Origin of the sequence: Luteibacter sp. (assembly GCF_009912395.1) — a bacterium.
Taxonomy (GTDB): domain Bacteria; phylum Pseudomonadota; class Gammaproteobacteria; order Xanthomonadales; family Rhodanobacteraceae; genus Luteibacter.
This window is the reverse complement of sequence record NZ_WNDO01000007.1, coordinates 1-12,079: the sequence shown is the minus strand read 5'-3', so window position 1 is coordinate 12,079 and position 12,079 is coordinate 1. Positions and strand designations below refer to the sequence as shown.

The 12,079-nt window shown below is 63.8% G+C and carries 12 protein-coding genes and 1 pseudogene; 6 read left to right on the top strand and 7 right to left on the bottom strand.

Translation table 11 applies throughout. From position 1 onward, the window contains the following. Positions 1–5: 5 nt before the first annotated feature. Positions 6–1,079, bottom strand: a complete 1,074-nt coding sequence (locus tag GAK28_RS08725; RefSeq protein ID WP_291777251.1) for a ferredoxin reductase — start codon at positions 1,077–1,079, stop codon at positions 6–8. A 92-nt stretch (positions 1,080–1,171) separates the two neighbouring features. Between GAK28_RS08725 and fabR the strand changes: the two genes are divergently transcribed. After that, complete coding sequence (gene fabR, locus GAK28_RS08720) at positions 1,172–1,822, top strand: HTH-type transcriptional repressor FabR (RefSeq protein WP_291777248.1); 651 nt, start codon at positions 1,172–1,174, stop codon at positions 1,820–1,822. A 12-nt stretch (positions 1,823–1,834) separates the two neighbouring features. Here the strand turns inward: fabR and GAK28_RS08715 are convergent. The 4 genes and pseudogenes from GAK28_RS08715 to GAK28_RS08700 all read right to left on the bottom strand — a co-directional run bounded on the left by GAK28_RS08715 (position 1,835) and on the right by GAK28_RS08700 (position 4,679). After that, positions 1,835–2,371, bottom strand: a pseudogene (locus GAK28_RS08715) (YaeQ family protein). A 46-nt stretch (positions 2,372–2,417) separates the two neighbouring features. Next, positions 2,418–2,915, bottom strand: a complete 498-nt coding sequence (locus tag GAK28_RS08710; protein ID WP_291777246.1) for a DUF4232 domain-containing protein — start codon at positions 2,913–2,915, stop codon at positions 2,418–2,420. Between the two features lie 94 nt (positions 2,916–3,009). Beyond that, complete coding sequence (locus GAK28_RS08705) at positions 3,010–4,317, bottom strand: S8 family serine peptidase (protein ID WP_291777243.1); 1,308 nt, start codon at positions 4,315–4,317, stop codon at positions 3,010–3,012. Continuing rightward, positions 4,317–4,679: a hypothetical protein gene (locus GAK28_RS08700; protein ID WP_291777241.1), complete on the bottom strand. Its 363-nt coding sequence runs from the start codon at positions 4,677–4,679 to the stop codon at positions 4,317–4,319. The genes GAK28_RS08705 and GAK28_RS08700 overlap by 1 nt, the downstream gene beginning before the upstream one ends. Positions 4,680–4,908: 229 nt before the next feature. On the opposite strand from GAK28_RS08700, the gene GAK28_RS08695 reads away from it, so the two are divergent. Further along, complete coding sequence (locus tag GAK28_RS08695) at positions 4,909–7,932, top strand: Tn3 family transposase (RefSeq protein ID WP_291777238.1); 3,024 nt, start codon at positions 4,909–4,911, stop codon at positions 7,930–7,932. 106 nt (positions 7,933–8,038) lie between these two features. After that, positions 8,039–8,263, top strand: a complete 225-nt coding sequence (locus tag GAK28_RS08690; protein WP_291777235.1) for a hypothetical protein — start codon at positions 8,039–8,041, stop codon at positions 8,261–8,263. 125 nt (positions 8,264–8,388) lie between these two features. Here GAK28_RS08690 and GAK28_RS08685 read toward each other — a convergent pair whose 3' ends face one another. Then, the gene (locus GAK28_RS08685) at positions 8,389–8,745 is read right to left on the bottom strand and encodes an FAD-dependent oxidoreductase (RefSeq protein WP_291777232.1); all 357 of its coding nucleotides are present in this window, start codon (positions 8,743–8,745) and stop codon (positions 8,389–8,391) included. Then, the gene (locus tag GAK28_RS08680) at positions 8,742–9,296 is read right to left on the bottom strand and encodes an NAD(P)/FAD-dependent oxidoreductase (RefSeq protein WP_291777229.1); all 555 of its coding nucleotides are present in this window, start codon (positions 9,294–9,296) and stop codon (positions 8,742–8,744) included. Before GAK28_RS08680 ends, GAK28_RS08685 begins: the two co-directional genes overlap by 4 nt. Before the next feature lie 383 nt (positions 9,297–9,679). On the opposite strand from GAK28_RS08680, the gene GAK28_RS08675 reads away from it, so the two are divergent. The 3 genes from GAK28_RS08675 (at position 9,680) to GAK28_RS08665 (ending at position 11,986) form a co-directional block, all read left to right on the top strand. After that, positions 9,680–9,883, top strand: coding sequence for a hypothetical protein (locus GAK28_RS08675; RefSeq protein ID WP_291777226.1), 204 nt, complete (start codon positions 9,680–9,682; stop codon positions 9,881–9,883). 1,053 nt (positions 9,884–10,936) lie between these two features. Then, positions 10,937–11,272, top strand: coding sequence for a hypothetical protein (locus GAK28_RS08670; protein WP_343161853.1), 336 nt, complete (start codon positions 10,937–10,939; stop codon positions 11,270–11,272). A gap of 21 nt (positions 11,273–11,293) precedes the next feature. Further along, complete coding sequence (locus GAK28_RS08665; RefSeq protein WP_291777223.1) at positions 11,294–11,986, top strand: Mu transposase C-terminal domain-containing protein; 693 nt, start codon at positions 11,294–11,296, stop codon at positions 11,984–11,986. Positions 11,987–12,079 lie beyond the last annotated feature (93 nt).

Genomic DNA, 12,079 nt, shown 5'->3' with positions numbered 1-12,079 from the left:
CGTTCTCAAAGATCCAGGATCAGGTCGGTGCCCGGCGCGCTGACGCACAGGCGTACCTGTGTCGACGGTTCGCTGCTGCGGTCACCGGTGAGGAGATGGCGGGTGGTGCCCGACTGGCGCTCGCAGGCGCAGCTGTTGCAGATACCCATGCGGCAACCATGGGCGGGACGCACGCCCTGCGCTTCCAGGCCTTCCAGCAGCGACTGGTTGCGCGATAGCGTTAGCGTGCGGCCGCTGCGGGTGAGGTAGACCTCGACATCGCCCGCCTCGTCGACCGCGGTCGGCGCGGGCAGACTGAAGGCTTCGGCATCGAAGCGGGCTACGGTGCCACGCAGGCGTGACCGTGCGGCTTCCACGAATCCGGCAGGTCCGCATGCGACGGCGCGCCGTTCGTGCAGCGCCGTGACCGTGTCGAACGACATCGCGTCCACGCGGGCAGCCGGCGCATCGCCCTCGCGGGTGGCGAGGAAATGGACCCGCAGCCGGGGATGCGCCGCGGCCAGGGCCTTCAGTTCCCCGGTGAAACAGAACTCGTCGTGATGCCGGGCCCAGTAGAACAGGTCCACGTTGCCGGGCATGCCCTGCGCGGCCAAGTCGCGCAGCAAGGCACGCATGGGCGTGATGCCGCTGCCGGCCGCGAGAAGCAGGAGCGGGGCGTCCGCCTCGTCCAGCGTCATGTCGCCGAACGCGGCGTCGAGACTGACCACCTCACCGATCCGGGCGTCGCGCACCAGATGCTGGCTCACCACGCCGCCGGGAATGGCCTTGACCGTGATCGCCAGGTTGCCGTCGTCCAGCACGGTGGGGCTGTAGCTACGGATGAGCCGGCGACCGCCGATCGTCACGCCCACACTGACGTGCTGGCCGGCACGGATACCGGCCCAGTGGGCATTCGGGCGCAGTACGAGGGTCACGGCGTCCCGACTTGCCGACGTGCGGGACACCAGCCGGGCCAGGGGCTGCTCCAGGGTCCACAGGGGATTGAACCGGGTTGCCCAGAAATCGAACAGGGCCGGGGATACCGCGCGGCGGGCCAGGCGCAGGGGCCAGCGGGGTTTGGGGGTGGGCAGGGCGCTCATGGATTCGAACTATACGCGTACATATACGATCGTGTATACACATGTATATTGTCCGCCAAGGTATGATCCAGCCTCAGCCAGCGGTGCCCTCTATGACTTCCACCCTCGTGTCCCCGACCCCCGACATGCCCCACGCGCGGCGGCAGGGGATCTCGCGCGACGACCTGCTGGCCGCGACCTTGAAGCTCATCGGCCCGAACCGCAGCCTGTCGACCGTGAGCCTGCGCGAGGTGGCCCGCGAGGCCGGCATCGCGCCGAACAGCTTCTACCGGCAGTTCCGCGACATGGACGAGCTGTCGATCGCCCTGATCGACCTCGCCGGCAGCTCGCTGCGCACCATCATCGGTCAGGCGCGCGAGCGCGCGACATCCACCGAGCGCAGCGTCATCCGGGTGTCGGTCGAGACATTCATGGAGCAGTTGCGCGCGGACGACAAGCTGCTGCACGTGCTGCTGCGCGAGGGGGCGGTGGGGTCGGACGGCTTCAAGCACGCGGTGGAGCGCGAGCTGACCTATTTCGAGGACGAACTGCGGATCGACCTCATTCGCCTCGCGGCGGCGGATGGCGCCACGCTGTACGAACCCGCCCTGGTGGCGAAGGCCATCACGCGACTGGTGTTCGCCATGGGCGCGATTGCCATCGACCAGCCGCCGGAACGCGATCCCGCGCTGATCGAGGACATCTCGACGATGCTGCGGATGATCATCACCGGTTCGCACGCGTTGGAGCGCGTGGCGAACTGAGATAGGCGATGCTCAGGCGAGCGTCGTCAGCCCGACCGGCACGACGGCATCGCCGCTGATCACCTGGGCCGAGCCGTCCTGCACCATGAACTGGATCTGCATCGTGCGCTGGGTTAGCGCCGCCAGCGCTTCCACGGTGGCGGAATCGACGTCGATGACCGACACGTTCTTGGTGCGCGCCACGGCCGAGGCCATCTTCTTCCACCAGGGCTCGACGGCGCGACCGCCATACGTGTAGACGATGACGCGCTTGGCGCGCCCCGCGGCGCGACGGATGCGCTGCTCGTCCGGCTGCCCCAGCTCGATCCACAGGTTGACCTCGCCGGTGAGCTCCTTCCGCTACAGGTCCGGCTCGTCCTCCGAACTCAGGCCCTTGCCGAACACCAGCGCCTCGTCGGCGTTGAGGGCGAAGGCCAGCACGCGGACCATCATGCGCTCATCCGTTTCCGACGGATGCTGGGCGATCGTCAGGGCATGACCCTGGTAGTAATGCCGATCCATGTCGCTGACCTGGAGGTCGGCCTTGAAGATCGTCGATTTGAGTGCCATGGAGCCGCGCCTGGGTGTCGATATCGGGCGGCAAGCCTACACGACTTCAGGAATGGCCGGCGGGTTGCAGTACCGGCTGTTCGAATCGGATGGTCTGGTTGGCCACCCCGCAGAAATGACCGGTGAACGGCACCTTGACGGTTTCCTTGCCGATGGCAACGCTCACCCGTGCCGCGTCGACGCAGCGACTGGGATCGTAGACCTCGCCGGATACCCAGCGCAGGGCCGAGGTAGCTGTCGCGCCGGGTGCGAGCTTGACGGGCACGATGACCGGGCCGGGATGCATGCCTCGCGGCACGACCCGGGCGACGGGCAGTGGCTTGCCGTCCGCGTCGGTAAAGGAAAGCTGGGGAATGCCCGGCAAGAGACACGTGGACGAACCGTGTTGCCGGATCGACATCAGGGTGCCCGAGTGCGACATCCCGTTGAACTCGCCGTCCTTGCTGTCGAACGTGATCGACAGGTCCTGTGCGCGGCACGCCGTCGGCGTCTCGGAGGGCGATGAGGGAGTCAGAGCAAGGGCGATCAGCAGGGCGGTAATCATGAGCTTTCCCGTGGTTGGCGTACTGATCCTCTCTCCGCGTGCTTGAACCGCGGCGTAAGGAACGAACATCCCATGAGATATATGACGCCGTGATTCAGTGCACGGAAGCGCGACCGCTGTTGCCCTGGAGCGCTTGCAGGGCGCTGGCGGCGTCCACCTGTCGCGCACCGTTCGTGATCTTGCTGGTGGTATCCAGGAGATGTCGCGCCGTGGCCGCATCCATGCCGTGGTCGACGGACAGCATGAGCGCGAGAATGCCGCTCACATGAGCGGCAGCCATTGAGGAACCCGAACTGAAGTCATAGCTGCCACCTGGCTGCGTCGTGAGGATGTCGCCGCCCGGTGCACTCAATACATCGGGTGGTCCGTGGGTCGACGAACCCGATCGGACGACGATCACGCCCTGCGCGCCATCTGGGAATCCCTTGGTGGAACCGTCCGGCGGCAGTGCCGTCACCACGATGCGATCCTGGCGAAGAAGCTCGGCCAGCAGCTTGCTCAGCAGCGGATCGGCGGGGCCACCAAGGCTCATGTTGACGATGCGCGCGTCCGTGTCCAGCACCGCGGCCATGGCTTTGGCCAGGGTGAACGAATTGCAATGCGCGCCGCTGTTGCCGTCGGTCGTGTACCAGCACGCCTTGTACACGGAGAGTGTCGCTGCCGGCGCGATGCCGACGATGCCCTGATGGTTGTCGCCGACGGCGGCAATGATGCCGGCGACCTCCGTGCCATGGGCGTCGCGGCTGAATGCGGCATCGTCGGTACCGACCATATCGTGCATCGTGGCGATGCGGCCTTGCAGGTCGGGATGGTTGAAATCCACGCCGGTGTCGATGACGGCGACCTGCACGCCATGCCCCTGGCTGGTCGCATGGGCGCGCGCGGCGTCGGTCTCGACGAAACCGCGCTGCAGGTTGGCATACGGATCGTTATAGGCATGCGCGACGGGAGGCTCGGCCGCCTTGGTGTCGGAATAGACCGTGTAATCCTGGAGCGGCTGGGCAAGCTTCACGCGGTCGTCGGCTGCCAGTGTCTTCAGCAGCGCGTCGCGCGTCACGCCAGGCGGTGGTTCGAGCACCACGCAGTACAAGCCCAACGCCTTGATCGGCCAGCCAGTGCGTTCGCGCAGGCCATACTGCCGCTTCAGGTCCGACAGCATCGCGTTGGCGCGCTGCCCCGCGCCATAGCTGCCCGGCGGCGCGTAGCCGATGAAGCTGGACCCCGCGTGCGCGGCAGGCGGTTCGATCGGATTCGCCACGGCCAGGATGATGTCGCGATCGTGATCCAGCGTCGCGGCATCCGTGGCGGGCATGGCGTCCGCCTGCGTGCGCATGACGGCAGGCTGCGCCGTGCAGGCGGACAGGGCGAGAGCGAGGAACGCGATGGCCAGGCGATAGAGCATCAATGGATATCGGCGACGGGTTCGGCCATGCGGATACCCTGCGCGCTGCGCAGGCGTTGCAACACGTCGGCCCGGGCAGAGGCGCCTGCGACCGGTACCACGGTATAGGCGCCTACGTCGTTGGGGCCGCCGACGACCTCAAGACGCATGGCATGTACCAGCGCGTTCCATTCCGACACCTTCATCCCCGCGTCGGGAATGACGTGGATCGCGCCGGGCGGCGTGGGCGAGGTCGGCACCTGGCTATAGGTGTGGTACGCGGGAGGGACACCATCCTGATGGACCTTCACGCTCAGGATGCCGATACCGATGGCCTGGATGACCACCGCAGCGACGAGGCCGCGAACAAGCCAACCGCCCATTCGCGCGCGTAGGGGCTGTCGCGTGACGACGGGGACTTCGGCATCGTGTACATCGATGCGATCGAGCAGGCGCTTGAGGGGGCGTGCCCGGATTGGGCCAAAATTAGGACATTTATTCTCTAACGCATTGATTGTTAATGTGTAATGCGATAACTGGCCGCTAACACCAATTTAGACTTGTAAGTCCGATACTCTTCAGGTTTCGTGCTTTTCGTCCCGGATGGTGGCCATGGCGAATGTCGAGCGTACAGCGTATCCGCGATTTCCCCGAGTTATCCCAGCGAAAGACCTGATCCGACACTACACCCCGGACGCGGATGAAGTGACTTGGGTGGCCGGTTCCGCACACGGTCGAAACGCCCAATTGAGCTTGATGGTCTTGCTCAAAACGTTTCAGCAGTTGCACCACTTTCCCGACCTGGATACCGTGCCTGCCGTGATCGTCGAGCACATCCGCACGGTCATGAATCTTGGTCCCAAGGTGGCTGTCAGCTATCAGCAACCCCGGACACATTATCGCCACTGCGCCGCCGTGCGCGGCTATGTGAATGTCCACCGCTACTATGGCAAGGAGGCGCAACGTGTTGCCGTTCGTGCCGCCGATGAGGCGGCGGAGGTCATGGACCGGCGTGTCGACATCATCAATGCCGTCATCGAAGAGCTGATCTTTCGGCGCTTCGAATTGCCAGCCTTCTCTACCCTAGATAATATTGCCGAAGCAGCCGGTGCCAGCGCGCAGGAGCAGCTGTATGCGCGCATTGACGATGCGCTGACCGATGAGCGTCGTGCCTTCCTTGATGGGCTGCTTACGACGGACTATGCGCGCCGCCAGAGCGCTTTTCAGGCCATCAAAGCGCTGCCGAAACGGGCGACCAAGAAACATTTGGAAGCGGTACTGGATCAGCTGACATGGCTTGATACGCTGGGCGATGTCGACGTCCCCTTAGGTCATGTTCCAACGAGCAAGCTGGCCCATTTGGCTCACCAAGCCGCCCTGCTCGATGCGGATGATCTTCGTCGTACCGTGCCGCAACGACGCTACGCGCTCATGCTTGCGCTCATTCACCGAATGCGTGTGCAGGCGCGCGACGACTTGGCCGAGATGTTCATTCGTCGGGTCGCGGCCCTCCATAAGCGGGCTCGCGACGAACTCCTGCAGATCCAAGCCCACCAGCGCGCCATGGCCGAACAATTGGTGGCTCGACTCGACGATGTCTTGGCCATCCTGCTAGAGGAGAAGGAGGATCTGCCGGCTGGCCGCCGTATTCGAGCGTTGCTTTCGCCGGGCGGCGATACGGCCAAACTTCGTGAAGACTGTGCCGTGATCCAACAGGCCGGCGGTACCAACCACTTGCCGCTGCTTTGGCGTTTCTTTACCAGCCATCGCTCGGTGCTGATGCGCTTGGCCAGAACCCTGGAGTTCGTGTCGGCCTCACAGAATCAATCGTTGATGCAGGCCCTGGGCGTGGTCTTGGCCAACGAGCATCGACGGGTCGACTGGATCACGGTTGAGGTCGACCTCCACTTTTGCACGGAACGATGGCGCAAGCTGGTCCTTCAGTCCGATACCGACGTACCGAGCGTGAATCGACGTTACTTGGAGATGTGCGTGTTCTCGCACCTGGCCAGTGAGCTGAAGTCCGGCGACACCTGCGTGGTGGGGTCGGAAGCCTTTGCTGATTTCCGTGAGCACCTGCTGCCCTGGGCGCAATGCGAAGCGCGACTGGCCGACTTCTGCGCCAAGGTGGATATTCCCGCCTCGGCCGCCGATTGTGTCGCCACGTTGAAGCGCTCGCTGGCCGGAACCGCTGCCCAGCTCGATGAGGCCTTTCCCGACCTCAAAGGGGACCTATCGATCGGGCCGGAGGGAGAGCCGGTCTTGCGCCGCCTACAGGCCCAGGACATTCCGGCCACAGCGATCGCCCTGCATAGCGCCCTTACGCGAGAGCTTCCCACGCGTAACCTGCTGGACATCCTGGCTAACATTGAGCACTGGACCCACTTCACCCGGCATTTTGGACCGATCTCCGGCAACGAACCGAAGATCAAGCAAGCCACCGAGCGCTATCTGCAGACCGTCTTCGCGATGGGCTCCAACCTCGGGCCGAACCAGGCCGCTCGGCATTTCGTGGGCGAAGTCAGCCCCCATATGATTTCACGCGTCCATCGGCGCCACATCACGGTGGAAACGCTTGAAGCGGCGACACGCGAGTTGGCAGAGCTCTACCTACGCCTGGACCTTCCCCGCGCGTGGGGTGATGGCAAAAGCGTGGCGGCGGACGGTAGTCAGTACGACTTCTACGAACAGAATCTTTTGGCGGGCTACCACTTTCGCTATAAGAAAATGGGGGCGGTAGCCTACCGCCACGTCGCTAACAACTACATTGCGACCTTTCGGCACTTCATCCCGCCGGGCATTTGGGAGGCGGTCTGGGTGATCGATGGCTTGCTCAAGACGCGGCTCTCGGTCGAACCCAACACGGTGTACTCGGACACGCAGGGACAGTCAGCCACGGTCTTTGCCTTCACGTACCTGCTGGGCATTAATCTGCTTCCCCGCATACGCAATTGGAAGGACCTCGACTTCTATAGGCCGGACAAAACCACGAGGTACACGCATATTGACTCGCTCTTTCACGGTGCCATCGACTGGGCGCTCATCGAAACCCATTGGCAGGATCTGGTCCAGGTCGCCATTTCCATTCAGGCCGGCAAGATTGCTTCGCCTCTGTTGCTCAGACGGCTTGGTGCGAGCAGTCAGCGCAATCGCCTATTTCTTGCAGCGCAGGAGTTGGGGCGCGCGCATCGGACGGTGTTCCTGTTGCGATGGATAGCCAGCCCGGCCCTGCGGCAAGAGGTCACCAGCCAAACCAACAAGATTGAGTCCTACCACGGATTCGCCAAATTTCTGTCTTTCGGGGGCGACGTTATTGCCGAAAACGATCCCGATGAACAGCAGAAGCGGCTTCGCTACAACGACTTGATCGCCTCGGCGGTCATTCTTCAGAACATGGTGGACATGATGCATGCGCTGCAGAAGCTCGACGGCCAGGGTATGGCGATCAGCGGGCGCGATGTGAGCTGCTTGTCGCCCTATCTCACGGGGGGTATCAAGCGGTTTGGCGATTATCGGCTGGATCTGAAACGGGCACCCGAACCCTGGATCCGCGAACGCACGTTCAAGGCCGCGGCAAAGGCCGCACGCTCCTCTTCTGCAGGCGAGGGTGTCCATCAGGAGAGCCCCGATGCGTAGACCGCCGTCCGGCTCCTCCACCAGGGCCGCCTTAGCGCAGCTTCGTGAGTCCTTCGACACGGCCCAGCTGCTACGATGGGTGGACCAATGGGATGCCAGTCTAAGCATGCTGGCCGATCCCGATGCCGTGCGCGCAGACATATTGCGGCTGCACGCCATGACACATGCGCTTCTCAACGGTGGTCCTCTCTCCGTCGCCAGTACGCCGGCTGCCGTTGGCGAGGTGGCCACGGAGGTTGGCATGGCGCTTGACCACTGGATGGCCTTACTCACGTGCATGCGGCGCGGCCTTCAACCGCTCGAGGCGCTGGTACAGGACGCGACGGACTAGCTCGGGCGGGGAGGGCGCGCGCTACCCTTGGTCGTCGACATAGCCCTGCCTGGGATCGAGTCCAGATACGGGTCATCGTCACTGCCAGGAGTTACATGCGCATGCAGGTGCTATGGGAGGCGTGACTACCGAAACGATGGCGCCGTTGCCACCGCAGCACCGCGTAGGTTACACGGCAGGCGGTGGTGGATCCGCGTGGCGGCGATGGCCGCCTGACCGACCGCGACGCTGATCTGGTTAAGACCCACAACGACGTCACCCGCGGCGAAAAGTCCGGGCACGCTCGTCTCCATCGCCGCGTCGGGGATCAGCTGGCCGTTCTCATCGCGCGACGGTTGCAGCGCCGCCAGGAAGCCGGTCGATGGGGTGCAGCCGAGCACCGGGTACATGGTGTCGAAACGCTGCGAGTGGCCGTCGCACGTGTGCACCGTACAGGCGCCATCGGTGAAGCTCAGTCGGTCGAGGACCCCCGAAATGCTCACCCGATGGTCGCGCCCTCGGCGATCTGCTGGGAGGTGGTCACCTCGCCGGGTAGGCCGACGACAGTCACCCGTGCGGAGAAGGTGCGCAGAAACCGTGCATGACCGAGCGCCTCCTCCATCGGGCCGTGCACCGCGATCGCCTCATCGCGCGCTTCGTAGCCGTCGCATACCGCACACAGGCGCAGCGCGCCGGAGGCGATCGCTACGTCGCTGTCGGGCGCGTCCGGCAGCGTGTCCACGATGCCGCTGGCCACCAACACCGTGCGCGCGGCGATCGCCTCGGCGGCGGTGTGCAAGATAAAGCGCTCGGCATCGCGCTCCACCGCGACCACCTCGGCCTCGCGGACAGGCGTGCCGTAATGCGCTGCTTGGGCGCGGAAGTACGCGAGTAGCTGGTTCCCCGCGACGCCAAAGGGAAAGCCCGGGCAATTGTGGCTGACCGGGATCCACCGTGCGCGCGACCGGCCCGCATCCACGATGAGGATCTGCCGGTGGTAGCGGGCCAGATACGTGGCGGCGGTCAGCCCGGCCGGTCCCGCGCCGACGATCACACAGTCGAAGATGTAAGGCGCCTCGCGCTCAGTCGTGATGGCGCGCCTCCCGTCGGACCCACACACCTGGCACGCGCAGCAGCCGTTGGCGCGGGGCTTATCGGCGCGATCGGGCGGGAGGCCCCCTCGCGGGCTCGAGCGTGCACGCCCCGGGAGCAGGACACTGCCTGGGCCTGGTTTGCACCGCATATGATGGACCCGGTGACACCACTGGCCGGCACGTCACCCGAGCCGGCGGCACCCGGCTTGGGCGCGGTGACGTCGTGGCGCCACAGAGCGCCATGGGGCGCGGCGAACCAGGGGGGCGGCCCTCTCGGGCCTACCCGGGCGAACTCGGCGGCGTCGCACGCCAGCGCCGCGCTACGGATCTCGAGCTTCCCCGCTTGACTATTCAGCCAATCGACCATCCGTTCGCCCACGCCCACGCCCTGGGCCTGCGCCAGACCCCGGGGCGGAAATCGCGTGTCAGCGTCGCGATGATGCGAGGCGATAAGCTCATCGCCAGCGACCCCGGCGCGGTCGCGAAGCACGGCGTCGGCACACGGCGGGCGCCGGGCAACGTAATGGGTCGTGCTGGTTTCGGATGACACCCACATAGCGCCCCACCTGACGTTGTCCCAAGGATTCCGATCCGTCTGTGAACACGGTGTCCGTGCGTAGTGCATGACACCGTGAAACGTCAGCGCCCAATACTTCATACTTCCCGGGCGCACCGGTTCATAGCATTGCGCGATGTGTTTTGAACCATGATTCCTACGCGCCGCTGCCCCCAAACGGCCAAAACGCCGGGTAGCCCAACGCTGGCTCTGGAGGTCGTTCGCGTGCCCGGGCGGATAACACCCGCTGTCCACCAACGCTCAGCTCGCCTGCGTGGCCAGGCTCGTCAGCGTGAGCTCCATCGGCGGCCGTGGAGGACGTGTCCCCATGGCCTTTCATCAGGCACATGTCGGCCTCGGCGCTCCGCGTCCTGCCCGCGAACCCGGCGTACGACGTGACGCGACTTATAACGGGCCTGTCGGTCACGCGACCGATCTGCGCCCGTGCTGGCGTCATCGGGCCTCTAGCGAAGGCGTTCCATGATGTGTCGGCGAGAACCGCCGCCTGAAGGCGAACGCGGTGGATCGTCGGGCCGACGACGGACCCCGAAGCGAAGCATGGCGCCGACGACGTAGCCGACGATCATCATCAGGTCGCGCACGGGACGAAAGTGGCTAGGCCGCAGTGTTGGCTGGTAGCGCGCTCGGATCGGCGCGAAGGTGATCCGCGTTGTGAGTTTACGAAGAGTATGCGACTGCTTGTGCCCAGATTAGGGTCGCCACTGCATGAACTTACCAAAGTCAAGCGACTATTTACCAAAGTGAATGCGACGGATTGCACTTTCCACCATACCGTCGCGACTGGATTTCCACGCGCCTTGCCTCCCGCCCGAAAAATTGGCCTAGGACATCGCGCCCTTGCGGGCGTTATGCCTAGTAGGAAACAGGCCGGCGTCGAGCCTGCGCGCTTTGAATCTTCGCTTGAGCGCGACTTTTATGTGCTCCTCGAGTTCGACCTTCGGGTGGTGAAATGGGAGCCACAACCCGTCCGCCTTTCCCGGCGCCGATTATCCGGGACCCTATTGGCAGATCGACCACACACCGTTGGACGTCCTGATCGTCGATGACGTCTATCGGCGCCATATCGGCAGACCCTGGCTGACCGTTGCCATTGACGTGTATTCACGATGCGTCGCTGGCTTTTATCTTTCCCTGGATGAACCCAGTGAAGTGACCGTAGGCATGTGCCTTGTCCATGCCATGCTCCACAAGGATAGCTGGCTCAGTGTGATTGGCGTTCCCGCACGCTGGCCAATGTGGGGGATCCCTGCCGCCGTACATGCAGACAACGCCAGGGAATTTCATGGGGGCATGATCACCCGAGCTGCCCAGTTTTACCATTTTTGCGTTGAGTGGCGAAAGGTGAAGACCCCCAACTGAGGTGGCCATATTGAGCGACTCATGGAGACGTTTAATCAAGAAGTACATCGTCGGCCCGGAACTACATTCTCCAATACGCAGGACCGTGGAGCCTATGCCCCACACACCGAGGCAGTACTCACACTTCGCGAGCTCGAACGTTACCTGACCGAATACATCTGCAACGTATATCACCAACGCGTGCATAGCAGCATCGACGTTCCACCGATCAAACGGTACGAGCTGGGCGTCCTGGATGACGGTGTAACGCCGGGCGTCGGCCTACCGCCGCCGGTCGCTGACCCGAAACGGCTGCGCCTAGATTTCATGCCGCTTCTCGAGCGAGCGATCCAGAGCTACGGCCTGCGTATCGACGGCGTCTCTTATTACGATCCGGTTCTGGACCCTTGGATCCGCTCCACCGACCCAACGTCACGTCGCCCCCGGCGCTTCATTGTTCGGCGTGATCCCAGAGATATCAGCGTGGTCTATTTCCTGGACCCAACGACCCAGCGCTATTACCCCGTACCTTACCGTCATGTGGAATTTCCTTCCATCAGTCTATGGGAACTGCGTGAAGTCCGGGCGCAGCTGCGTAAGGAAGGACGACGGATGGTCGATGAGCAACTGATCTTCGACAGTTATGAGCGCCTAAATCAAATGGTGACCCGACGTGCGCGCGTGCAAAATAAGGAGCCGATTGATCTTGCCCCCGTTTCACGGACACCCCTATAAGCGATTAACTATCGCAATAGGAGGTGGACGATGACCAAGAGCAAGGCAGGCAGAAAGGGGCAGGAGTTCAGCCTGGAGTTCAGGCAGCAGGCA

Bases quoted from the DNA above. Each gene is read 5' to 3' on its own strand.
- GAK28_RS08725 (WP_291777251.1), bottom strand. From the start codon at position 1,079: ATGAGCGCCCTGCCCACCCCCAAACCCCGCTGGCCCCTGCGCCTGGCC.
- fabR (WP_291777248.1), top strand. From the start codon at position 1,172: ATGACTTCCACCCTCGTGTCCCCGACCCCCGACATGCCCCACGCGCGG.
- GAK28_RS08710 (WP_291777246.1), bottom strand. From the start codon at position 2,915: ATGATTACCGCCCTGCTGATCGCCCTTGCTCTGACTCCCTCATCGCCC.
- GAK28_RS08705 (WP_291777243.1), bottom strand. From the start codon at position 4,317: ATGCTCTATCGCCTGGCCATCGCGTTCCTCGCTCTCGCCCTGTCCGCC.
- GAK28_RS08700 (WP_291777241.1), bottom strand. From the start codon at position 4,679: ATGGGCGGTTGGCTTGTTCGCGGCCTCGTCGCTGCGGTGGTCATCCAG.
- GAK28_RS08695 (WP_291777238.1), top strand. From the start codon at position 4,909: ATGGCGAATGTCGAGCGTACAGCGTATCCGCGATTTCCCCGAGTTATC.
- GAK28_RS08690 (WP_291777235.1), top strand. From the start codon at position 8,039: ATGCTGGCCGATCCCGATGCCGTGCGCGCAGACATATTGCGGCTGCAC.
- GAK28_RS08665 (WP_291777223.1), top strand. From the start codon at position 11,294: ATGGAGACGTTTAATCAAGAAGTACATCGTCGGCCCGGAACTACATTC.